The sequence below is a fragment of the Stenotrophomonas sp. YJH_SMC_19 genome (assembly GCF_059367915.1).
The window spans coordinates 86,111-109,590 of the sequence record NZ_JCAFRI010000008.1 but is presented as its reverse complement, the minus strand read 5'-3'; the positions used below and the strand labels follow the sequence as shown (position 1 = coordinate 109,590).

Annotated in this window: 16 protein-coding genes; 7 read left to right on the top strand and 9 right to left on the bottom strand. The window is 66.8% G+C overall.

Going from position 1 to position 23,480, the window contains the following annotated elements; genetic code table 11:
• Positions 1–12: 12 nt before the first annotated feature.
• The 4 genes from otsA to AC5P5R_RS10840 all read right to left on the bottom strand — a co-directional run bounded on the left by otsA (position 13) and on the right by AC5P5R_RS10840 (position 6,626).
• Positions 13–1,377, bottom strand: a complete 1,365-nt coding sequence (otsA, locus tag AC5P5R_RS10855; RefSeq protein ID WP_005410785.1) for an alpha,alpha-trehalose-phosphate synthase (UDP-forming) — start codon at positions 1,375–1,377, stop codon at positions 13–15.
• Positions 1,374–3,155, bottom strand: a complete 1,782-nt coding sequence (locus tag AC5P5R_RS10850) for a glycoside hydrolase family 15 protein (RefSeq protein WP_164281717.1) — start codon at positions 3,153–3,155, stop codon at positions 1,374–1,376. Before AC5P5R_RS10850 ends, otsA begins: the two co-directional genes overlap by 4 nt.
• Positions 3,156–3,196: 41 nt before the next feature.
• Entirely contained in the window at positions 3,197–3,955 is a 759-nt protein-coding gene (gene otsB, locus AC5P5R_RS10845) for a trehalose-phosphatase (protein WP_005410783.1), read from the bottom strand.
• Between the two features lie 235 nt (positions 3,956–4,190).
• Positions 4,191–6,626 (bottom strand): TonB-dependent receptor plug domain-containing protein, encoded by a 2,436-nt coding sequence (locus AC5P5R_RS10840; protein WP_100438358.1) that lies wholly within the window; start codon positions 6,624–6,626, stop codon positions 4,191–4,193.
• A gap of 215 nt (positions 6,627–6,841) precedes the next feature.
• On the opposite strand from AC5P5R_RS10840, the gene AC5P5R_RS10835 reads away from it, so the two are divergent.
• The 4 genes from AC5P5R_RS10835 (at position 6,842) to AC5P5R_RS10820 (ending at position 12,276) form a co-directional block, all read left to right on the top strand.
• A complete protein-coding gene (locus AC5P5R_RS10835; RefSeq protein WP_005414295.1) occupies positions 6,842–7,324 on the top strand; it encodes a DUF3574 domain-containing protein in 483 nt (160 codons plus the stop codon).
• 36 nt (positions 7,325–7,360) lie between these two features.
• Positions 7,361–8,218 carry an XAC2610-related protein gene (locus tag AC5P5R_RS10830; RefSeq protein WP_100438362.1) on the top strand — a complete coding sequence of 286 codons (858 nt, stop codon included), beginning with the start codon at positions 7,361–7,363 and terminating at the stop codon, positions 8,216–8,218.
• A 131-nt stretch (positions 8,219–8,349) separates the two neighbouring features.
• Positions 8,350–10,068, top strand: a complete 1,719-nt coding sequence (locus AC5P5R_RS10825) for a thiamine pyrophosphate-dependent enzyme (protein ID WP_100438357.1) — start codon at positions 8,350–8,352, stop codon at positions 10,066–10,068.
• Positions 10,069–10,671: 603 nt separating this feature from the next.
• Positions 10,672–12,276 carry a SulP family inorganic anion transporter gene (locus AC5P5R_RS10820; protein ID WP_100438356.1) on the top strand — a complete coding sequence of 535 codons (1,605 nt, stop codon included), beginning with the start codon at positions 10,672–10,674 and terminating at the stop codon, positions 12,274–12,276.
• A gap of 79 nt (positions 12,277–12,355) precedes the next feature.
• Here AC5P5R_RS10820 and AC5P5R_RS10815 read toward each other — a convergent pair whose 3' ends face one another.
• Entirely contained in the window at positions 12,356–13,066 is a 711-nt protein-coding gene (locus AC5P5R_RS10815; RefSeq protein ID WP_100438355.1) for a glutathione S-transferase, read from the bottom strand.
• 170 nt (positions 13,067–13,236) lie between these two features.
• On the opposite strand from AC5P5R_RS10815, the gene AC5P5R_RS10810 reads away from it, so the two are divergent.
• Both AC5P5R_RS10810 and clpB read left to right on the top strand, forming a co-directional pair.
• The gene (locus tag AC5P5R_RS10810) at positions 13,237–14,058 is read left to right on the top strand and encodes a DUF3014 domain-containing protein (protein ID WP_100438354.1); all 822 of its coding nucleotides are present in this window, start codon (positions 13,237–13,239) and stop codon (positions 14,056–14,058) included.
• Positions 14,059–14,239: 181 nt separating this feature from the next.
• Complete coding sequence (gene clpB / locus AC5P5R_RS10805; RefSeq protein ID WP_012481080.1) at positions 14,240–16,825, top strand: ATP-dependent chaperone ClpB; 2,586 nt, start codon at positions 14,240–14,242, stop codon at positions 16,823–16,825.
• A 72-nt stretch (positions 16,826–16,897) separates the two neighbouring features.
• Here the strand turns inward: clpB and AC5P5R_RS10800 are convergent, their stop codons facing one another.
• The 3 genes from AC5P5R_RS10800 to AC5P5R_RS10790 all read right to left on the bottom strand — a co-directional run bounded on the left by AC5P5R_RS10800 (position 16,898) and on the right by AC5P5R_RS10790 (position 19,862).
• Complete coding sequence (locus tag AC5P5R_RS10800; RefSeq protein ID WP_005410774.1) at positions 16,898–17,698, bottom strand: MipA/OmpV family protein; 801 nt, start codon at positions 17,696–17,698, stop codon at positions 16,898–16,900.
• Positions 17,699–17,838: 140 nt separating this feature from the next.
• Positions 17,839–19,128 carry an ATP-binding protein gene (locus AC5P5R_RS10795; RefSeq protein ID WP_024957833.1) on the bottom strand — a complete coding sequence of 430 codons (1,290 nt, stop codon included), beginning with the start codon at positions 19,126–19,128 and terminating at the stop codon, positions 17,839–17,841.
• Positions 19,125–19,862, bottom strand: a complete 738-nt coding sequence (locus tag AC5P5R_RS10790; RefSeq protein ID WP_043035115.1) for a winged helix-turn-helix domain-containing protein — start codon at positions 19,860–19,862, stop codon at positions 19,125–19,127. Before AC5P5R_RS10790 ends, AC5P5R_RS10795 begins: the two co-directional genes overlap by 4 nt.
• A 182-nt stretch (positions 19,863–20,044) precedes the next feature.
• On the opposite strand from AC5P5R_RS10790, the gene AC5P5R_RS10785 reads away from it, so the two are divergent.
• On the top strand, positions 20,045–21,331 hold the full coding sequence (locus AC5P5R_RS10785) for an O-acetylhomoserine aminocarboxypropyltransferase/cysteine synthase family protein (RefSeq protein ID WP_005410771.1): 1,287 nt from the start codon (positions 20,045–20,047) through the stop codon (positions 21,329–21,331).
• Positions 21,332–21,661: 330 nt separating this feature from the next.
• Here AC5P5R_RS10785 and ybaL read toward each other — a convergent pair whose 3' ends face one another.
• Positions 21,662–23,359, bottom strand: a complete 1,698-nt coding sequence (gene ybaL, locus AC5P5R_RS10780) for a YbaL family putative K(+) efflux transporter (protein WP_005414286.1) — start codon at positions 23,357–23,359, stop codon at positions 21,662–21,664.
• Positions 23,360–23,480 lie beyond the last annotated feature (121 nt).

The window sequence follows — 23,480 nt, the reverse complement described above, 5'->3', positions numbered from 1 at the left end:
CCCCTTTTTTCCTCAACCTTCCAGCGCGTCCAGATAGCTGCGGCGCCAGTGATTGATGTCGTAGGTGCGCAGGTGATCCATCATCGCGTGCCAGCGTTCCTTGCGCCTGCTCAGTGACATCGTTGCTGCCGTGGCGATGGCGTCGGCCACGCCGTCCAGATCGTGCGGGTTCACCAGCAATGCCTGCTTGAGTTCGTCGGCAGCGCCGGCCAGCAGCGACAACACCAGCACGCCGGGATCTTCCGGGTCCTGCGACGCCACGTATTCCTTGGCCACCAGGTTCATGCCATCGCGCAACGGCGTGACCAGGCCGACCGCCGCCGCCCGGTAGAAGCCGGTGAGGGTGGCATGGGTGAAGTTCTGGTTGACGTAGCGCAGCGGCGTCCAGTCAGGTTCGGCGTGGCCACCGTTGATGTGGCCGGCGATCTGTTCCAGCTGGCTGCGCAGCTGCCGGTACTCGGTGACATCGCCGCGCGAGACCGGGGCGATCTGCAGGTAGGTCAGCGAGCCGCGCTGGTCGGGGTGGCGCTCAAGATAGCGCTCGAAGCCAAGGAAGCGTTCGGGCAGGCCCTTGGAATAGTCCAGGCGATCCACGCCGATCGCCAGCTGGCGATCGCGCAGGCTGGCGCGCAGGTTCTTCACGGCGGCCTTGGTGGCCGCGGTGCCGGCCTGGCGTGCGATCAGCTCGGTGTCGATGCCGATCGGGAAGGCGGCGGCACGGAAGCGGCGCCCGCCCGGTGCTTCCAGCTCGCCGTTGTCGAGCACGCGGCCGCCGCCGAACAGGCGCAGGTAGGTCTGGAAGCGATCAGCGTCGCGCTGGGTCTGGAAGCCGACCAGGTCGTAGGCGTACAGCGCGGAGAACAGCCGCAGGTGGTCGGGCATCGCCTGCAGCAGGTCGGCAGACGGCATCGGGATATGCAGGAAGAAGCCTATGCGACAACCGATGCCGCGCTCGCGCAGCAGCGCACCGAGGGGGATCAGGTGGTAGTCGTGGATCCAGACGATGTCGTCCTCGCGCAGCAGTGGCGCGAGCTTGTCGGCGAACAGCGCGTTGACCTTGTGGTAGGTCTCGCGGGTGCCGCGGTCGTAGTCGACCAGATCCAGGCGGAAGTGCAGCAGCGGCCACAAGGTGCGGTTGGCGAAGCCGTTGTAGTAGCCATCGACCTCACGCTTGCTCAGGTCCATGGTGACGTAGTCGATGTCACCGTCTTTCTGCCGGTGCAGCGTGCCGCTGCCTTCCTTCACCGTCTTGCCACTCCAGCCGAACCACAGGCCACCGCGTTCCTTCAGGGCAGCCAGCAGGCCGACAGCCAGGCCGCCGGCGCGGTTCTCGCCGGGCACGGCCACACGGTTTGAAACCACGACCAGACGACTCACGATGCCTCCTGCCAGGACCGCGACAGGCGCATTGCGGCGGTGATCAGGCCGACGTGCGAATAGGTCTGCGGGAAATTGCCCCAGGCCTCGCCGCTGTCGAAGGCCAGATCCTCCGACAGCAGGCCCAGGTGATTGCGCTGCTTCAGCAGCAGCTCGAACATCTCACGTGCTTCATCCATGCGCCCGATCGCGGCCAGCGCGTCGATGTACCAGAATGTGCAGATGGTGAAGCTGGTTTCCGGTTCACCGAAGTCATCCGGCGCGACATAGCGGTACAGCGAATTGCCATGCTTGAGGTCGCGGCCGATGGCATCGACGGTGGCGATGAAGCGGGCGTCCAGCGCGTCGATGAAACCGATATCGGCCAGCAGCAGCAGCGAGGCATCCAGCCGATGGCCGTCGAAGGTATCGGTGAAGTGGCCCAGCTCCTCGTTCCAGGATTCGGCCATGATGCGCGCGTGGATGGTGTCGGCGCGCTCGCGCCAGTAATGCGCGCGGTCATCGCGCTTCAGGCGCACGGCGATCTTGCACAGGCGGTCGCAGGCAGCCCAGCACATCGCGCTGGTGTAGGTGTGCACTTCGGTGCGGCCGCGGAATTCCCACAGGCCGGCATCGGGTACGTCGTGCAGGGCGAAGGCCTGTTCGCCCAGGGGTTCCAGGCGGGCGAAGGTGTGTGCATCACCCGGGTCCTGCAGGCGCCGGTCGAAGAACAGCTGCGTGGAGGCCAGCACCACGCTGCCGTAGACATCGTGCTGGCGCTGCACCCAGGCCAGGTTGCCGCGCCTTACCGGGCCCATGCCGCGATAACCGGACAGGCTGGGCACTTCGTCTTCGTCCAGCTTGGCCTCGAAGCCGATGCCATACAGCGGCTGCAGCGTGCCGTCGGTGGTGGCCAGGTTGAAGATGTAGCCGAGGAACTGTTCCATCGTGCGCGTGGCGCCGAGACGGTTCAGCGCCCGCACCACGAAGGCCGCGTCGCGCAGCCAGCAGTAGCGGTAGTCCCAGTTGCGCACGCTGCCGGGTGCTTCCGGAATGGAAGTGGTCATCGCCGCGATGATCGCGCCGCTGTCCTCGTACTGGCACAGCTTCAACGTGATCGCGCTGCGGATGACCGCGTCCTGCCATTCCAGTGGAATGGACAGGTAGCGCACCCACTCGCGCCAGTAGTCGCGGGTGCGCTGGAAGGCTTCCTGCACGTAGCCGCTGATCGAGCGGTTGAGTGACTCATCCACGCCCAGGATCAGGTGGATGGGATGGCTGAGCACGAACGGCAGACCGTCGCGCACGAAGCGCACCGGCACATCGGTGGTCAGCCGCAGCACGTGTTCGGGCAGGATCCAACGCACATGGTTGCTGCCCCAGGTGGATTCGGGCACGCGTGCGCCCCAGTCGGCCAGCGGGCGCGCACGCACGGTGATGCGCGGGCTGCCAGCCAGCGGACGCACCTGGCGGATCAGGCTGACCGGGCGGTAGAAGCGATCGTTCTGCCGCCAGCGCGGGGCGAAATCGAGGATTTCCAATGCGCCGCCCTGCGTGTCACGCAGCACGGTGCGCAGGATCGCAGTGTTGGTGAGGTATTCCTGCTCGCTGCTCGCGAAGTCCTCCAGCTCGATGGCGAAGTCGCCGCCGGTCTGCTGGTTGGGGCCGAGCAGGGCGCAGAAGGTGGGGTCGCCGTCGAAGGTGGGCAGGCAGCTCCAGACAACGCGGGCATGTTTGTCGACCAGGGCGCCGAAGCTGCCGTTGCCGACCACGCCCAGATCAAGATCGGGTTGGGTCATCACGCGGTACATCTCGGTTGCGGCCGTGGGGGTTGGCCGGGTCAATAGGCATTCTCACGCAGCCAGGCGTGCACGCTGCGTATGTCGGGCAGCGCGAACACGGCCGCACTGGGTTCACGTTCACCCACCAGCACGCTCCAGCCATGCTGGCCGTTGGCGGCATCGAAGCCGAATTCGTCGGTGAGGTCATCACCGAGGAACACCGGCAGGCGGCCGCGGAAGGGCAGGTACTGCATCATCCGGCGCACGGCACGGCCCTTGTCGGTGCCGACAGGCACGAACTCGACCACATGGTCGCCAGGCTGCAGGCGGTAGCTGGTGCGGCCGCGCACGTGGCGGTCAGCGAACGCGCGGACATCGCTGGCGGCGTGCGGCGCACCACGCCAGTGCAAGGCCAGGCCGACGCCCTTGTCTTCCACCAGCACGCCAGGATGCCCATGGGCGAAGCGCATCGCCTGCTGGTGCAGCGCGTGCAGCCATTCGGCCGTGTCGTCGTCGTGTTCGTCGCGCAGCACACGACCGTCTTCGCCACGCAGCTCATGGCCGTGCAGGCCGGCGGCGGGTAGTTGCAGGGGGGCGAACAGTTGATCCAGCTGTTCAAGCGGGCGACCACTGACCAGTGCCACGGCACCTTCCAGGCGGTCGCTGATGCGGCCGATGGCTTCACGCACATCCGGCAGCAGCTGCACGGCATCCGGGCGTGCAGCGAATTCGATCAGGGTGCCATCGACATCGAGGAACAACGCACAGGCGTCGTCCAGCAATGGCGGTGGCGGACGCAGGGGGAGCGGTTCAGCCATGACGCCCAGCTTGCCAGCGTGGGCGTGTACGCGGGGTCGAGGGCAGGCTACGGCCCTGCTTCGGTGGGTGCCGACCGTTGGTCGGCACGGCAGGTCAGCCTGCATCCAGCTCAAACAGTGCGGGCCAACGGTCCGCCCCCCCCAAAGCAGATCCGCACCCGGATCACGAAGTTGCCGGCCAGCGGCCGGCACTACCGTGTCGTGCGGACCAACGGTCCGCACCCGCCCAATGCGATCAGAACGTATAGCGGACGCGACCGTAGTAGTACGCGCCGTTGCTGCCGATCGGCGACAGCACGTCATACGGCAGGTTGCCGAAGTAGTGGATATCGCTGTTGGATCGATCCGGGTAGTTGTCGGTCAGGTTCTGGCCGCCGATGGCCACGCTCCAGCGCGGAGTGATGCGGTATTCGACCTCCGCATCCAGCTGCCACTCGGCCTGGTAGGTCTGGCGCGGGATGTAGCCGTCACCGAAGTTGAACACGCGGGTGGCGCTGCCGTAGCGGTTCACACGGGTGCTCAGCGACCAGTGGTCGTTGCTCCACGCGGCAGAGAAGCTGCCGCGGGTACGCGGCGTGGCATCGGTAAGCGTGTTGGTCTCTTCGATGCCGAACAGCACGTAGTCCGGGTTCAGCGCGCGCAGCTGGGCCGGGGTGGCCAGCACGTTCTTCAGCGTGGTCTTGGTGTATGCATAGGTGCCGGTCAGCAGCAGCTGGCCATCACCCAGCGACTGGCGCCAGTTGCTCACCAGCTCGGCGCCGCGGGTGCGGGTATCGGCGGCGTTGACGAAGAAGCTGGCGCTCTGCAGGCCGCTGACGCCGTAGTTGGCGGCCACGTAGTCGGTCAGTGCATCGCCGGTGATGCTCTCCGACAGCGCGATGCGATCGTCGATGTCGATCTGGAAGAAGTCCAGTGACAGGTCGAAGTGCTCGCCAATTCGGCTGGTGAAGCCCAGCGAGGTATTGATCGACTTCTCCGGCTTCAGGTTCTGCGCACCGAGGCCACGCGCGATCGGGTTGTTGACCGACAACAGGCGGCCCTGCACCAGCTGGCCGCCAGCGTTGTAGCCGGTGGAGGTGGATTCGTAGCCGATCTGTGCCAGCGACGGCGCACGGAAGTTGTTGGAGATGGCACCGCGCAGCGCGAACGCCGGGGTGAATTCATAGCGCAGGCCGAGTTTGCCGGTCAGTTCACCGCCGAAGTCGTCGTTGTGCTCGTAGCGCGCGGCCAGATCGGTGGAGAACTTCTCGCCGAACTGACTGGACAGGCTGGCGTAGGCGCTGGCGACGTCGCGCGACAGGGTGGCCGCGTCCTGCGGGGTCAAGCCGCCACCGGCCTGCGAACCGGTCGGGCGGTCGGTGTACGGGCCGGCCGCATAGCTGGCCGGGTCGCCGGGACGGGTCTGGTAGCGCTCATGGCGCGCTTCCACGCCCAGGCCCAGGGTGTGGCTGATGCTGTCGTTCTGGGTGAACACGCGGCTCAGGTCGAAGTTGCCCACGGTCTGTGCGTATTCGTAATCGGCGGTCTTGAAGCGGGTCGGGCTGGTCGGGCCCAGCGAGGCGTTGAGCGAATCACGCAGGCGGTAGGTGAAGTCGTTCTGGCCGTAGTCCAGGCTGCCGTCGTAGCTCCATTCGCCCCACTGCCCGCGCACGCCGGCCACGGCCTGCACGTCGCGGTTCTCGCCCTCGGAGATCGGCCGGTACCCATTCGGATAGACCTCCTTCCAGTTGGCATCGCCATCGGGGTAGCGGTAGTAGTTCGCGCCTTCGGTATCGCGCTGGTTGAAGGTGCCGAACGCATAGAATGTCGAGGTCTGGCCGATCGGGATCTCGGTGTTCAGCCACAGGTTGATGTCCTTGCTCTTGCCATCGCCCAGCACATAGTTGCGCTTGCCCTGCAGCGCCAGGTTGCCCGGGGTCTGGTCCCACGGCGGAATCTGGTCGAAGCCGGCGCGGTTGGTACCGTTGCGGTGCTTGTATTCCAGGCCGAGGCGCAGGAAGCCGCCGTCCTCGCCCAGCGAGGTGCCGACCTTGGCGCTGATGTTGCCGGTCTGGCCGTCGGTGAGGGTACGGCCGATCGGCTTGAGGTCGGTGTGGTTGGCGCCGTAGCTGGCCTCGATCTCGCCACCGTCGCCGCCGTTGTCGAGGATCACGTTGATCACACCGGCCACCGCATCCGAGCCATACAGCGCACCAGCGCCATCACGCAGTACTTCGATGCGCTTGATCGCGCTGACCGGGATCGAATTGAAATCAACCGGGGTGGTGCCCTTGCCGATCTTGCTGTCGGTGTTGACCAGCGCGGTGTGGTGGCGGCGCTTGCCATTGACCAGCACCAGCACCTGGTCCGGCGACAGGCCGCGCAACTGTGCGGCGCGCACATGGTCGGCGCCACCGGAGTTGGACTGGCGCGGGAAGTTGAACGACGGCAACAGCGCCTGCAGCGCGCTGCCCAGCTCGCCGTTGACCACGCCGGCCTTGCGGATGTCCTCGGCGGTGAGCACATCCACCGGCGAGGTGGATTCGAGCACGGTGCGGTCGGCGGCACGGGTGCCGGTGACGATAACGGTGTCCAGGTTGGTGGCGTCCTGGGCCAGGGCCGGGACGGCGGCGGAGGAAAGCGCGAGGGCGATGGCGAGGCCGAGCGGCGACGCGGGCAGGCGGACGGACATGGGGGCTCCAGCAACAACGACGACGGGGAAGGGGGGAGATGGTTTCACTTACATCCATCCGGATGAAGCGATATATTATCTTCGCGTGATGACCGGTGCCGATGCAAGCCCCTGCCGGTCCGGCATGAGTTGATGCCCTGCTGGCATCAGCACGCCGGGCCGGTGGCGCTGTACGCTGCCGGCTCGCCTTGTCCCCCTTCCCCGGAGCTGTATCGATGAAACACCTTGGCCTCGTCTTCGCCGTGCTGCTGGCCACCAGTGGCTGCGCCAGCCTGTCCTCGCAGGCGCCCAGCGCCTATGCCACGGCCACCACCGCCGAACTGAAGGGCGATGCTGCACGCCCGTCCGCCGGCCACGGCTGGGTGCGCAGCGAGCTGTATTTCGGCGTGGGCGAGGAGCAGGGCGCCGGCAACCGCCCGCAGGCCGATACCATCAGCGAGGCGCAGTGGCGCACCTTCCTGGACAAGGAAGTCACTCCGCGCTTCCCGGATGGCCTGACCGTGTTCGATGCCTATGGCCAATGGCTGTTCCGCGGTGATGCCGCGCCCAACCGCCTGCGCACCAAGGTGCTGGTGGTGCTGCACGAGGACACCCAGCAGCGCCGCGCCGATATCGAAGCGATCCGCCTGGCGTGGAAGCAGCAGACCAAGCATCAATCGGTGCTGTGGTCGCGGCAGCCGGTCGAGGTATCGTTCTGAGTTGAAGGTGCCGCCGCGGTGCCGCAGGGAGCAATGATGAATTGCAGGGAATGCGTGCTGGGCCTGGTGCTGGCGGGCGTGCTGGCACCGTCGGCGCAGGCAAGTGGCGACGACGGCGAAACGCTGCGGTTCCAGGTGGCCGCGCATGTGCAGGCGCACGCCGATCCGCAGCAGGACGGCAGCATCGCCGTGCAGCTGTCACCGTCGGGCAAGCGCCAGACGCTTGAGGGCGCGGCGGATGCCGATGGCAGTTCGCGATGGTCGCTCGAAGATGTCGATTTCGATGGCTACCCGGAACTGGTCGCACGCGCCTCGGTGGGCATGGTCAACGAAGCGGTGACGGTGTACCGGTTCGATCCGGCCAGTGCGGGGTTCCGCGCGCTGCAGGCCGACACCCACGGCAAGGACAGTTGCGGTGACCTGATGGGGTTGAGCGTGGATGCTGCCACTCGAACGCTGACCAGCAGCTGCCGCAGTGGCCCGATGTGGTACACCGACCAGTACCGGTTTGCAGGCGCGAAGCTCCATCTGTATCGCTCTGAGAGCGTGCTGATGCTGGGCGATACCTTGAACGCCGCGCTGCAGTGGGAACAGACCGACGAGCAGGGCCCGTTGGCGGTCTGGCGCACGTATGATCCGGCCGGCCGTGTGCTGGAGAGCGCGATTGCCGATGGCATGGGCGCACCGCCGGATGGGCCGTTGCAGGGGCAGCAGGCGACCGTGGTACCCGCGCGCCTGTTCCTGTTCGACCGACCCGGCGCGTCCAGCACCAAGCGTTACCTGGTGCAGGGTGATCGCGTGGACCTGCTGGATGAACAGGACGGCTGGGTGAAGCTGCGCTACCGCAACGTGAAGCAGGGCGCGGTGGTGGGCTGGATCAACGTCAACGATTGAAGAAAAAGGGGACGGAGGGAATCAAGTCGTTTGCGGCACATACGACTTGATTCCCTCCGTCCCCTTTTTTTGCGGAGGCATCACTTCATCGGGTCTAGCCTCGGACGTTCCCCCGTTCGAGGATGTATCCGATGAGCAAGCGCGTGGCCGAAATCGTGGTGGATGCCCTGCAGCAGGCCGGTGTCCGCCGTTGCTATGGCATCGTGGGCGATACGCTCAACCACGTGACCGATGCGATGCATGGCAGCGAGATCGCATGGGTGCATGTGCGGCATGAGGAAGTAGCAGCCTTTGCCGCAGGCGCCGATTCGCTGGTGAGCGGCGAACTGACCGCCTGCGCCGGCTCCTGCGGCCCCGGCAGCCTGCATTTCATCAATGGCGTGTTCGAGAGCAACCGCAACCGCGCGCCGATGGTGCTGATCGCCAGCCAGGTGGTGACCAGCGAGCTGGGCATGGAATTTCCGCAGGAAGTGGACTTCAAGGCGGTGTACGCCAGTTGTTCGGTGTTCTGCGAGCAGGTGCACAGCGCCGAGCAGGCGCGTCGCGTGGTCACCCTGGCCTGCCAGGCCGCGATCAGCCGCCGTGGCGTGGCGGTGGCGATCCTGCCCGCCGATATCAGCCAGGCCGAAGTGAAGCACGATGTGCCGTTCTCGGTGCATTACACCCAGCCGGTACTGCGCCCGTCGGATGCTGAGCTGCAGCGCATCGCCGAGCTGCTGGGGCAGGGCAAGCGCATCGGCATCTACGCCGGCGCCGGTTGCCAGGGGGCGCACGCACAGCTGCTGGAACTGGCCCGGCGCCTGCAGGCACCGATCGCGCACACCTCGCGCGCCAAGGATTTCGTTGAGCCGGACAACCCGTACAACATGGGCATGACCGGCATCTTCGGCATCGAATCCGGCTTCCACACGCTGATGGAGTGCGACACGCTGCTGCTGCTCGGCGCCGACTTCGCCTGGGGCCAGTTCTACCCGGACAAGGCCACGATCATCCAGGTCGACCGCGATGGCAGCCATCTCGGCCGCCGCCACCCGGTGAACCTTGGCGTGGTCGGTGATATCGCACCGACGCTGGATGCCTTGCTGCCGATGTTGCCGCCGCGCGAGGACAGCAGTTTCCTGGACGAATGTATCGAACGTCGCGACAAGGCGCTGAAGAAGCGCGAGCAGGAAGAACAGCCGGGCGAGGGCGAGCTTATCCACCCGCAGCATCTGACCGCGCTGCTGTCGAAGTACGCCAGCGACGATGCGCTGTTCACCGCTGACGGCGGCTCGCCGATGGTCTGGGTGCTGCGGCATATCCGCGTCAACGGTCGCCGCCGCACGCTGACCAGCCTGCTGCACGGCACGATGGCCAATGCAATGCCGCAGGCACTGGGCCTGCAGAAGGCGTTCCCCGGCCGGCAGGTGATTTCGCTGTCCGGCGATGGCGGCCTGGCGATGCTGCTGGGCGACCTGCTGACGGCCGTGCAGGAGAACCTGCCGATCAAGGTGGTGGTGTTCAACAATGGCTCGCTGAACTTCGTCGAGCTGGAGCAGAAGGTGGAAGGCCTGCTGGACAACTACACCGACCTGAAGAACCCGGATTTTGGCCGCCTTGCCGAAGTGATCGGCTTCCACGGCCGCACGGTGACGCGCAGCGAGGATCTGGAAGAAGCGGTGCAGGATTTCCTGTCGCAGCGTGGCCCGGCGCTGCTGGACGTGCATACCAGCCGCGCCGAGCTGGTGATGCCGCCGCAGATCGAGGCCAAGCAGGTGGCCGGTACCGCGCTGTATGCAGCCAAGGCGGTGTTGAACGGCCGCTTCGACGACGTGAAGCATCTGCTGGTGGACAACTTCCTGAAGAAGTAACGGGGTGGGTTTGATGCAGGGCTGCGCCCTGCACCCGCTACGAGCCGGAGCCAGAGCAGAAGCGGGCTTCCTGAGGGATGGCGGGGTGGGTCCGGTTGCGGGGGACGCCGTAAACCCGTCCCTGGGGGCTTGGCCGCGGCATCCATGCCGCGGACACCCCCGCAACCGGACCCACCCCACCTTCGACAGTTTCCTGCGATCTGTCGGTAGATCCACGCCCTGCGTGGATAGCGTGGAAATGATCGAATTGTTCGTGTAGAGCCGAGCCATGCTCGGCTCAGAGCGAAGCGACCCGCTTTTGCTTTTGATCCTTTGATTCCTTTCCGTGGCTGGCACGCGCAAGGAATTATCAGGGGCCGGTCGGGATGGGCTGCGCAGGACCGTTGGCGCCATGGATGGCGCCATCGAGCCCCCAGGGATGGGTTTACGGCGTGTCCTGCGCAGCCCATCCCGACCGGCCCACTCCGATAAAGCTGCTTTTGACGCCCCCCCCCAGCCACGAGGGGCCCCGCCGTTGGCTGGAACCCATCATTCCACGACGGAATTGGCGCGCTGGCCCCGCTGGGCCTACCATCGGCGGTCCCCACCCCCACCGCCCCTTCCATGTCCGCTCCCGCTTCCGCCGCACCGCGTCGCTGGTTCGTCGCCGGCGACTTCAACGGCTTCTTCGGCCTGGTCGTCGACAACCTCTCCATCCTCGGCTTCATCGCCATGGCCCTGGTCGGGATCTTCCAGTTCCCTGCCGACGTGGTGTTCGGCCGCATGTTCCCCGGCACCGCCTTCGGCGTGCTGGTCGGCAACCTGCTGTACACCCTGATGGCGCGCCGGCTGGCCGCGCGTACCGGCCGCGACGACGTCACCGCCATGCCGCTGGGCCTGGATGCACCGACCAGCATCGGCATGGCGCTGCTGGTGCTCGGCCCGGCCTTCCTCGCGTTCAAGCAGCAGGGCATGGACCCGCATGCTGCGGGCATCGCCACCTGGCAGCTGGGCATGGCCGCGCTGGTCATCATGGGCGTGCTCAAGTTCGTGTTGTCGTTCTTCGGCGAAGCGGTTACCCGCGCGCTGCCGCGAGCCGCGCTGCTGGGTTCCATCGCCGGCATCGCGCTGGTGCTGATGGGTCTGCTGCCGCTGCTGGAAACGCTGCGCTCGCCGCTGGTCGGCTTCACCACGCTCGGTTTGCTGCTGTACGTGCTGATCGCCAAGGGCAAGCTGCCGGTGCGTGGCCCGGGCGTGCTGCTGGCCTTCGTGTTCGGCACCGTGCTGTACTACGGCCTCGGCCTGGCCGGGCTGGGCGCACCCGGCTTCCATGTACCGGAGTGGGTGCCGCCGCAGGTGGTGCTGCCGCTGCCGACACTGGGCTTCCTCGACGGCCTGCCCACCGCGATGACCTACCTGCCGCTGCTGCTGCCGTTCGGCCTGCTGATGGTGGTCGGTGGCATCAACGTCTCTGAAAGCGCGCGCGCAGCCGGCGACGACTACCGCACCCGCGACATCCTGCTGGTGGAAGCGGTGGCCACGCTGGTGGCCGGCGTCTGTGGCGGCGTGGCGCAGACCACGCCCTACATCGGCCAGCCGGCGTACAAGCACATGGGTGCGCGCAGCGGCTATACGCTGCTGACCGGCCTGTTCGTCGGCATCGGCGGCATGCTCGGCATCATCTCCGGGCTGGTGCAGTGGCTGCCGCTGGCGGTGCTGGCACCGATCATCGTGTACGTGGCCATCGATATCACTACCCAGGCCTTCCAGGCCACGCCGCGTCACCACACCGGTGCGATGGTGTTCGGTTTCCTGCCGTCGGTGGCGTACCTGCTGGCGATCAAGGCACCCGGCTGGATCGCGCCGGACCAGCTGCCGCAGCTGCTGACCAAGCTCGACGGCCATGGCCTGCCCGAGCTGGCGGTGATCTTCACCCTCGGCAACGGCTTCATCATCACCTCGATGCTGTGGATTTCGGCGGTGGCGGCGATGGTCGATGGCCGCCTGCGCCGTGCCTGCGGCTTCCTGCTGGTGGCTGCGGTGCTGACCCTGTTCGGGCTGATCCACTCGGTGGATCCGCGCGGTGGCATCTACCTGCCGTGGGAGCTGGACGGCCTGGCGCGCATCATCAGCTGGCAGTTCGCTGGTGCCTACGTGGCACTGGCGTTGCTGCTGGGGTTGCTTTCGCTGCAGAAGCAGCCGGTGCAGCCGCTGGGTGAAAGCAACTGACCCAACGGTAGTGCCGGCCGCTGGCCGGCATCCTCATGGGCTTCGGTCGGATCGTGCAGCTGCCGGCCAGCGGCCGGCACTACCGCTCTCCATCCAGTTCCGGGTAGTGGCGGAAGATGCCGTTGGTGTTGAACGGCAACCGCCGCTCCGAGGCCAGATAGGCGGCGATGTTCGGCCGCTTTGCCACCCGCTCCTGCAGCGCACGCAGCAGGGGCAGGGTCGGCGCCAGTGCCTGCATGCGGCGCGGGAACATGTAGTCCAGTCCGCTCAGCAGCTGGAACAGCGACAGATCCACATAGGAATGCTCGCGCAGTGCGTGGCGGCCACCATTGGCGGCCAGCACCTGCTCGAAGTAGCCGAGGAACTTCGGCAGCCGTTCGCCACGCAGGGAGGCGGCCCGTGCCTTGGCTTCGGTCTTCTGCTCTTCGTAGTACTTCGATGCGGCGATCGGATGGTGGGTGTCGTGCACCTCGGCTACCAGATCAGCGATGGTCAGCTGCAAGTGCAGCGCCTGCACCCGCCGCGAGGCCGCCTGCGGCACCAGGTCCAGCGGCGGGCCGAGAAAATCCAGGATCGCGGCGACCTGTGCAATGACCTGGCGGCCCGCCTTCAGGAATGGCGGCGCGAAAGGCTGCGCACCTTCACTGCCGCCATCGAGAAACGGCTGCATCACCGCATCGCCGTGCACCCGCGCCATGTCGATGTAGTCGGCACCGGCGTCCTCCAGCGCAAGCCGCACGAACTCGCCACGGCCCTGGATGCCGGTCCAGTAATACAGCGCGTACTGCATGGCAGTGCCTCCACAGAACAAGGCTCACAGCCTCGCGCGCTGCATGCAAAGCAAGTGTGAGCACGGCCTTGCTGCAGGCCTCAACCCGAACGGCAGCGGAACAGGCGGGGAACCGGCTGCAATCGGTGGGGTCACACCTTCACCATGCGTATGGAACGAGGTGCTGCATCATGCAGAGTGGAAAGGCGGTATGGCCCTGGGTGTTGGGCGTGGTGGTGATCGGTGGTGCCGGTGGTTGGCTGTTCCGCGATCAGCTGAAGCGCCTGGCAGACGGTGTTTCGGTGCCGGTGCAATCAACCCCCGCCAGTACCGGCGCGCCGCCACAACCGCAGGCGGCCGCGCAGCCCGCGCCGGCACCACCGCCGATCAGGCATCCGCTGGATACCGAGGCCGCGGCCGACCCGGCGCTGCCAACGCTGGCCGATAGCGATGCGGCGGCCTGGGGCGCATTGAGCCAGCTGTTCCAGGGCGAGGGGCCACTGACCCTGCTGCTGCGCGACCACCTGATCCAGCGCCTGGTTACCCAGCTCGACAACCTGGACAAGCCCAGCGTGCCGCCGACCGCGCTGGCCGCGCGGCCGCTGCCGGGCAGCCTGCAGGTCGAACCCGCCGAGGGCGGCGAACGCATCGCCGCCAGCAACGCGGCGCGCTACGCGCCCTACGTGCAGGCCTTCACCGCGCTGGACCCGGCGGCAACGGCCACCGCCTACAAGCGCTTCTATCCGCTGATCCAGCAGGCCTATGTGGACCTGGGCCGGCCCGACGGGTACTTCAACGACCGCCTGGTCGCGGTGATCGACCACCTGCTGGACACCCCGGAACTGGCCCAGCCCCCAGTGGTACAGCGCGATGAACGCGGCCGCTACCGCTTTGTCGATCCCACCCTGCAGTCGCGCTCGATCGGGCAGAAGGCGCTGCTGCGGATGGATGCCGCCCAGGCGCGGGCGGTCAAGCAGCAGCTGCGGGCGATCCGCAGCGCGATCACCCGCTGAGCCCGTTCACCGCGTGGAACTGATCGGGATCAACGCGCCGACCACACCGGTTCCGGCATGCTGGCCGAAGCCTGACTGGCCTCGGGGTGCAGTCGCAGCCACCCTTGAAACCGGGTGGGGCAACCGCATCTTTCCAGCATCGCCGGCGCGGGCCGGCCCTGATGACCGATGAGGATTCGCAATGCGGATGGACAAGCTCACCTCGCGTTTCCAGCAGGCGCTGGCAGACGCACAGTCGCTGGCCGTGGGCCGCGACAACAGCATCATCGAACCCGTTCACCTGTTCAGCGCGCTGCTGGACCAGCAGGGCGGCAGCACGCGTCCGCTGCTGGCCCAGGCCGGGGTGAACGTGCCGGTGCTGCGCGAGCGCCTGACCGAGGCGCTGGATGCGCTGCCGAAGGTGTCCGGCCAGGCTGGCAACGTCTCGATGGGCAACGACCTGGGGCGCCTGCTGAACCAGACCGACAAGCTGGCCCAGCAGCACGGGGATGCCTTCATTGCCAGCGAGTGGTTCGTGCTGGCGGCGCTGGACGACGGCGGCACGCTGGGCATGGCGCTGCGCGCCGCCGGTGCCGACAAGACCCGCCTGCAGGCGGCGATCGACAAGCTGCGCGGCGGCGAGAACGTGCAGTCGGAGAATGCCGAGGAACAGCGCCAGGCGCTGGAGAAATACACCATCGACCTGACCGCGCGTGCCGAGAGCGGCAAGCTCGACCCGGTGATCGGCCGTGACGAGGAAATCCGCCGCACCATCCAGGTGCTGCAGCGCCGGACCAAGAACAACCCGGTGCTGATCGGCGAACCCGGCGTGGGCAAGACCGCGATCGTGGAAGGGCTGGCCCAGCGCATCATCAACGACGAAGTGCCCGAAGGCCTGCGCGGCAAGCGCGTGCTGTCGCTGGACATGGGCGCGCTGATTGCCGGGGCCAAGTTCCGCGGCGAATTCGAGGAGCGCCTGAAGGGCGTGCTCAACGACCTGGCCAAGAACGAAGGCCAGATCATCCTGTTCATCGACGAACTGCACACCATGGTCGGCGCCGGCAAGGCCGATGGCGCGATGGATGCCGGCAACATGCTGAAGCCAGCGCTGGCACGCGGCGAGCTGCACTGCATCGGCGCCACCACGCTGGACGAATACCGCAAGTACATCGAGAAGGATGCTGCGCTGGAGCGTCGTTTCCAGAAGGTGTTCGTGGGCGAGCCGTCGGTGGAGGACACCATCGCGATCCTGCGCGGCCTGAAGGAAAAGTACGCCGTGCACCACGGCGTGGAGATCACCGATCCGGCCATCGTCGCGGCTGCGACGTTGTCCAACCGCTACATCACCGACCGCCAGCTGCCGGACAAGGCCATCGACCTGATGGACGAAGCCGCCTCGCGACTGCGCATGGAGATCGACTCCAAGCCGGAAGAGCTGGACCGCCTTGAGCGCCGGGTGATCCAGCTGAAGATCCAGCGCGAGATGCTGAAGAAGGAGAAGGACGAAGCCTCGCGGCAGCGCCTGGCCGACCTGGAAAACGACATCGACGGGCTGGAGCGCGAGTTCTCCGACCTCAATGAAATCTGGAAGTCGGAGAAGGCCGCGCTGCAGGGCGCGACCAAGATCAAGGAACAGGTCGAGCAGGCCAAGCTGGAGCTGGAGGCCGCGCAGCGCCGCCAGGATTTCGCCAAGATGAGCGAGATCCAGTACGGGCTGCTGCCGCAGCTGGAAAAGCAGCTGGCCGCGGCCCAGGAGGCCGAGCACAAGGACTTCAAGCTGGTGCAGGACCGCGTGACCGACGAGGAGATCGCCGAGGTCGTATCGCGCTGGACCGGCATCCCGGTCAACAAGATGCTCGAAGGCGAGCGCGACAAGCTGTTGCGCATGGAAGAGGTGCTGCACAACCGCGTGGTCGGCCAGGAAGAAGCGATCAAGGTCGTCTCCGATGCCGTGCGCCGTTCGCGTGCGGGCCTGTCCGATCCGAATCGCCCGGCCGGCTCGTTCCTGTTCCTCGGCCCGACCGGTGTCGGCAAGACCGAGCTGTGCAAGTCGCTGGCCGAATTCCTGTTCGACAGTGCCGACGCGATGATCCGCATCGACATGAGCGAATTCATGGAGAAGCACAGCGTGGCCCGCCTGATCGGCGCGCCTCCGGGCTACGTCGGCTACGAGGAAGGTGGCTACCTGACCGAGGCCGTGCGTCGCCGTCCGTACTCGCTGATACTGCTGGACGAAGTGGAGAAGGCGCATCCGGATGTGTTCAACATCCTGCTGCAGGTGCTGGACGATGGCCGCCTGACCGATGGACAGGGCCGTACCGTGGACTTCCGCAACACTGTCATCGTGATGACCTCGAACCTGGGCTCGCACCAGATCCAGGACATGAGCGCCGACGACAGTCCGGAGGCCTACACGCAGATGAAGGCGGCGGTGATGGGCGTGGTACAGGCGCACTTCCGTCCGGAGTTCATCAACCGCCTGGACGACATCGTGGTGTTCCACCCGCTGGACAAGCAGCAGATCAAGCAGATCGCGCGCATCCAGATGCGTGGGCTTGAGAAGCGGCTGGCCGAGCGCGGGTTGAAGCTGGCGGTCTCCGATGCGGCGTTCGACCTGCTCGGCAACGTCGGCTTCGATCCGGTCTATGGCGCGCGCCCGTTGAAGCGTGCAATCCAGTCGCAGCTGGAGAATCCGCTGGCACAGCAGATCCTGTCGGGTGCTTTCGTCAACGGCGATACCATCGAAGTCGGAAACGACGGCGGCCGCCTGGTGTTCGCCAAAGCGTGATTCACACGGGGCGCCGCCTGGCCGCAGCGCCCCGTTTCCTGCGAAGTATGCCGGGCCATGCCCGGCGCTCACTCAGAAGCGGTGCGTATAGCCGCTCATCAAGCCGAACTGGTTCGCCTTCTGCACGATCGGGCTGTCGGCGGCATCACCGAGCAGGCGCGTGCCTTCGGCCGAGATGTACCAGTTGCCGTTGCGGCCCACGCGGTGGCTCCACTTCAGGCCGACACCGGCACTGACCAGGCCGGCTTTTGGCTTGTGCTCGGCAAAGCCGGTACGCGCCGCCTGTTCCGGGCTGACGCCGTACCAGGTCTGCATGTAGCCGCGGTTGCCGTAGTCGGTGGACACGCTGCCGCTGACCACGCCGCCGGCCAGGTCGAACAGCGGCATGCTCAGGTTCAGATGGATCTGCTGGGTGGCCAGGCCGTTCTCTGCCTTGTCCTCGTCCTTGCGGGTGAACTGCCAGGAGCCGCTCAGCACGGCTTCGCCCAGCGTATAACCAGCCGAGACGCCGACCAGGGGACGGGCATCGATATCACCCATGCCGCGCAGGAAGTCGGAACCGCCGAGCAGCGAGTCCTTTTCCTTGCGGATGCCGCTGGCGCCGACATACGCGCGCACGCGGGTGTGCTCGCCGATGGAGGTGCCCCAGCCAATGCCACTGGTGCCCAGAAACCATCCACCCGGCGAGGTGACATCAAAGGACAACGACGGCGTCGCACGATACTCCTCGCTGCCGCTGTAGCGCGGCGCCACGCCACCGCCGGCAGCGACCTCGAAGGTCCAGTGGTCATCCTTGGCGTGGGCGATCGGTGCGGCGAACAGCGGCAACAGGGCCAGGCAGAGCAGGGCGGGGGAACGGCGGAGCTGGGACATGGAAACTCTCGACAATGGGAGGAAGGCAGCGCGCGCATCCGGCGAGTGCTGCAGGGTCGCTAGCGTGGCGATACGCCGGCGACCGATCCGTCCGCAGTTGTGCGGGAGTTGTAATCAACTGTAATCGCGCCCAGGGGCGTTCAGCTGGCAGCCAGCGGCCAGTGCATTTCCATGCGCGCGCCGCCCAACGTGGCGCGGCTGATGCGAAGTTCGCCGCCGTGGCGGACGGCAATGCGGCTGACGATGGCCAGGCCCAGGCCGAAGCCCCCGGTATCGCGGCTGCGGCTGTCATCCAGGCGGGTGAACGGGCGCATCACCTTCTCGCGATCGGCTTCGGCAATGCCGGGACCGTCGTCATCCACACGCAGGCAGGCACGGCCGCTGACACCGACCAGCGAGACTTCCACCTGCGAACGCGCATGGCGCAGCGCATTGCCCACCAGATTGCTGAGTGCCAGCTGCAGCAGGCGTGGTTCGGCATCCACCCGCGGCAACGCACTGGGCTGCACGCGCAGTACCACCCCGGCACGTTCGGCATCACGGCGCGCATCGGCCAGGCAGGCCTGCAGCCAGTCGTTGGCTTCGATGCGCTGCATCGGCTCGCCCTCGCTGGGATGCTCCAGCCGTTCATAAGCCAGCAGTTCGCTGACCAGCCGGTTGAGCTCGGCCAGGTCACCGTGCAGGCCCCGCGCCAGCCGTTCGCGGCGTTCGCGGTCATCGCTGTCCTGCATCAGGTCCAGGCCGAAGGCCACGCGCGCGATCGGCGTGCGCAGCTCGTGGGAGATCGCATGGGTCAGGTCGCGCTGGCGCTGCACCAGTTCGGCCACGCGTGCCGCCATGCGGTTGGAGTGGTCGACGATGACCCGGATCTGCGAGCGTGGCGAGACCTGGGCACGTGCCTGCAGATCGCCCGAACCGATGCGGTCGGCATGCCGGCGCAGCGCTTCCAGGTCGCGCCAGAGCAGGCGCACCCACGCGTACAGGCTGGCGCCCACCAGCAGCAGGATGCTGAGGTAGGCGGCGATGGTCATGTACGTCGTCATCTGCACCGCGCCAGGCAGGCGCAGGTGCAGCCAGCGGCCATCGCTGCCCTCGATGGGCAGCAGGACCTGCTGGTATTGATCGCGCACGATGAAACCATCGGCCTTCACGGCCACCTGTTCCTGCGCGTCGAGTGCGGGAGGTTTGTCGAGCAGGGTCAGGGCGATGCCGTAGTGTGGCTGCCACTGCTGCAGGCGCTCACGCTGCTGGTCGGCATCCAGGCCGGCCAGGCCACTGCGCAGGGCGTACACCTGACCACGCACCTGCTGGACGAAGACGCGATCCTGCACGGGCGTGTAGATGCCGTCCAGGATGTGGTTGAGGAAGAACACCGACACCAGGAAGCAGGCACCCGTGATAAACCACAACCACAGGAACAGCCGCTTCATGCCGTCCAGGCCGACGGATTGAACTGGTAGCCACGGCCCCACACGGTCTTGATCCGCCGCGGTTCGCGCGCATCATCGCCGAGCTTGCGGCGCAGCTTGCCGATGCTGACATCGACACTGCGGTCCAGGCCGTCAAAGCCGATGCCGCGCACCGCCTGCAGGATCTGGTCGCGCGAAAGGATCTGCCCCGGCTGGCTGGCCAGCAGCCACAGGATCTCGAATTCCGTGGTGCCCAGCTCGACCGGCTGACCGTGCAGGTGCACTTCGCGCTGCATGCGGTCGATCAGCAGTTCGCCATGCATCAGACGGCTGGGTGTACCGGTGTTGCTGCTGCCATGACGGCGGCGCAGCAGGGCGCGCAGGCGGGCCAGCAGCAGGCGCGGCTCGATCGGTTTGTGCACATAGTCATCGGCGCCCGATTCCAGGCCCAGCACCTGCTCGATGTCGTCTTCGCAGGCGGTCAGCATCAGGATCGGCACGTCGGAGAAACCGCGGATCTGCCGGCACACGTCGATGCCGCCGAGGCCGGGCAGCATCAGGTCCAGTACCACCAGCTCGGGCGCATGCTGGCGGCAGGCCGCGCCGGCAAGGTCACCGCGCGCCACATGCTGCACGGCGAAACCATGTTCGTGGAGATAGTCGCTGACCAGTTCGGCCAGGCGACGGTCGTCCTCCACCAACAAGACCTGGGTCGGGGTACCGTTGGCGGTGGGTGTCCAAGGGGATGGCTGCATGCGCGTGGGGCCTCCGTGCCCGGGCAGGAGCGCCCGGCGGCGAAGCCTATCAACGCCCCGTGACCGCTGCCTGAATCGCGGCCAACCTGATAACCCCCGGTATGGACGTCATCGCCAGCAGCTTTCAGCGGCCGGCGACGGCTGGCCTATGGTGGCGGTTTCCCCGGATGGAGCCTGGCGCAATGAGCGACCCGCAGTGGCAACTGGAAACCCTGGCCGTACACGGCGGCTACCGTCCCGACCCGACTACCCGCGCGGTGGCGGTGCCGATCTACCAGACGGTGGCGTATGCCTTCGATGACACCCAGCACGGCGCCGACCTGTTCGACCTGAAGGTACCGGGCAATATCTATACGCGCATCATGAACCCCACCACCGACGTGCTGGAGCAGCGCCTGGCCGCGCTGGAAGGCGGCATCGGTGCGCTGGCGCTGGCCTCGGGGCAGGCCGCGATCACCTATGCCATCCAGACCATTGCAGAGGCCGGCGACAACATCGTTGCCTCCAGCGCGCTGTACGGCGGCAGCCTCAACCTGCTGGCGCACACGCTGCCGCAATACGGCATCCAAGCGCGCTTTGCTGATCCGGCTGATCCTTCTGCGTTCGCCGCGCTGATCGACGAGCGCACCAAGGCGGTGTTCGTCGAATCGATCGGCAACCCGCGCGGCAACGTCACCGACATCGCTGCGATTGCGGAGGTCGCGCACGCCGCTGGCGTGCCGCTGATCGTCGACAACACCGTGGCCACGCCGTTCCTGCTGCGCCCATTCGAGCACGGCGCCGACATCGTGGTGCATTCGCTGACCAAGTACCTGGGCGGCCACGGCACCAGCCTCGGCGGCGCGATCATCGATTCCGGCCGCTTCGACTGGACCGCACAGCCCCAACGCTTCGCGCGGCTCAACCAGCCCGACCCCAGCTACCACGGCGTGGTCTATACCGAAGCCCTGGGGCCAGCGGCCTACATCGGCCGCGCGCGGGTGGTGCCGCTGCGCAATACCGGCGCTGCGTTGTCGCCGTTCAATGCGTTCCTGATCCTGCAGGGCATCGAGACCCTGGCCCTGCGCATGGAACGCATCAACGCCAACGCACTGGCCGTCGCGCAGTTCCTGAAGTCACACGCAAAGGTGGCTTGGGTGCGCTATGCCGGGCTGGCCGACGATCCCGAGCACGCCGCCGCGCAGCGCTATCTGGGTGGGCACGGCTCGGGCGTGCTGACCTTCGGCCTGCCGGGCGGGCGCGAGGCAGGCGCACGTTTCCTTGACGCGCTGAAATTGTTCACCCGCCTGGTCAACCTGGGCGATGCGAAGTCACTGGCCACCCATCCCGCCTCGACCACCCACCGCCAGTTGGATGCGGCGGAGCTGGCCAAGGCCGGCGTCAGTGAAGACACCGTGCGGCTGTCGATCGGCATCGAACATATCGGCGACCTGCGTGCCGACCTGGAGCAGGCCCTGGCCGGCGCCTGATAGCCACACGCTTGGTCGTCATCGCCACAGGCGATCACCACCGGCGCCGCGATGGGTTACGGTGGAACTGCCTCTCCAAGGCGTGGCAACGTGGCGATCCAGATCCCCGGTCGATGCGGGTCGACCGGGGATTTTTTTGTTTCCGGGGTCAGATCCGTTTTCCTGTGGAAAACGGATCTGACCCCATGCGCCGCCGTGTCGACCAAGGTCGACACCCACCAACAGCAGCCGGGACGCGCCCCGCCATCCAACGGAGAGTGAGCTTTTGCCGTTGCCGTTGACGTTGATTCGGCAGGTGCAGGGCTGCAAGCCCTGCCGCACGCACACCCCTCACACCACCGGAATACTGTGCTGGCCCAACCCGCGATACGGCGGCGTGGCCATCACCATCTCCGCCAGCGAATACGCCAGCTCGCGCTCGGCCATCACCGTGCCATCGGCGCCATGCTCCAGCAGATGCTTCACCTCGGCGTCGCTGTGCGCACGCGCCAGCAGGGTCAGGTCCGGGTTGATCGCCCGCAGCTTGGCCAGCGCCTCACCGGCTTCCAGCGGCTGCGGAATCGCCAGCACCGCGATCTTGGCCCGCTCCGGATGGGCCTCGGCCAGCACCCGGTCGGCAGCGGCACTGCCGCGGATCGCCGCCAGGCCCTTGGCGTGCGCCTGCTCGACGTGTTCCTTGTTGTCATCGATCACCAGCACCGGCACGCCACGGTCGCGCAGCACCTGCGCCAGTTCGCTGCCCACCCGGCCATAGCCGATCACGATGGCGTGGTCATGCAGGTCGCGCGACGGGCCGATCGCTTCGGGCGGCTCGGGTACCTGCGGAGACTGCTCCTGCTTGGCCTGCCAACGGTCGAGCAGGCCGAACACCAGCGGGTTGAGCATGATCGACACCAGTGCCCCGGCCAGCACCAGCGACTGGCCTTCCTTCGGCAGGATCTGCAGCGCCACGCCGAGGCCGGCGATGATGAAGGCGAACTCGCCGATCTGCGCCAGGCTGGCCGAGATGGTCAGCGCGGTGCTGGTCGGGTGGCCGAACGCACGCACGATGAAGAACGCGGCGGCCGACTTGCCGAACATGATGATCAGCACCGTGGCCAGCACCTGCCACGGGTGCTGCACGATGATGTTGGGGTCGAACAGCATGCCGACCGACACAAAGAACAACACCGCGAACGCATCGCGCAGCGGCAGCGAATCATGCGCGGCCTTGTGGCTCAGCTCCGATTCGTTGAGCAGCATGCCGGCAAAGAACGCGCCCAGCGCGAACGAGACGCCGAACAGCATCGCCGAGCCGAACGCCACGCCCAGCGCGATCGCCAGCACGGACAGGGTGAACAGCTCACGCGAACCGGTACCGGCGATGCGTTCCAGGATCCACGGGATGACCCGGCGCCCGACCACCAGCATCACCGCCACGAACAGGCCCAGCTGCACGAAGGTCCAGCCGATGTCGGCCAGCACGCTGCCCAGCGAGTGCGATTCCTTGGCCGCGTCGGGGCCGAACACGCCGGCCATCACCGGCATCATCACCAGTGCCAGCACGCAGGCCAGGTCTTCGACGATCAGCCAGCCGACCGCGATCTTGCCGCGCATCGTCTCCAGCAGGCGGCGTTCTTCCATCGCCCGTAGCAGCACCACGGTGCTGGCGGTGGCCAGCGAGAAACCGAAGATGACGCCATGGATGGCCGGCCAGCCCATCAGCGAGGCCACGCCCCAGCCGAGCAGGGTGGCCACTGCGATCTGCCCAATGGCACCGGGAATGGCGATGGCCTTGACCGCCATCAGGTCCTTCAGCGAGAAGTGCAGGCCGACACCGAACATCAGCAGCATCACGCCCAGTTCGGCCAGCTGGTTGGCCAGCGCCTGGTCGGCGACGAAGCCGGGGGTGAACGGACCTACGCAGATGCCAGCAACCAGGTAACCGACCAGGGGAGACAAGCGGAGCTTGTTGGCCAGCGCGCCGAAGATGAAGGCGAGCCCCAGGCCAACGGCCACGATGTTGATCAGGTCGGTGTCATGGTGCATCGGCACTCGCAGAAAGCAGGGGGATACCCCGATTTTCACCGAAGCGGCCAGATACGGCAAACCCGCCGTCCACGTGCCGTGGCCGGAGGGTTTGCCCACGCATTTCTCTTCTACCCCCGCC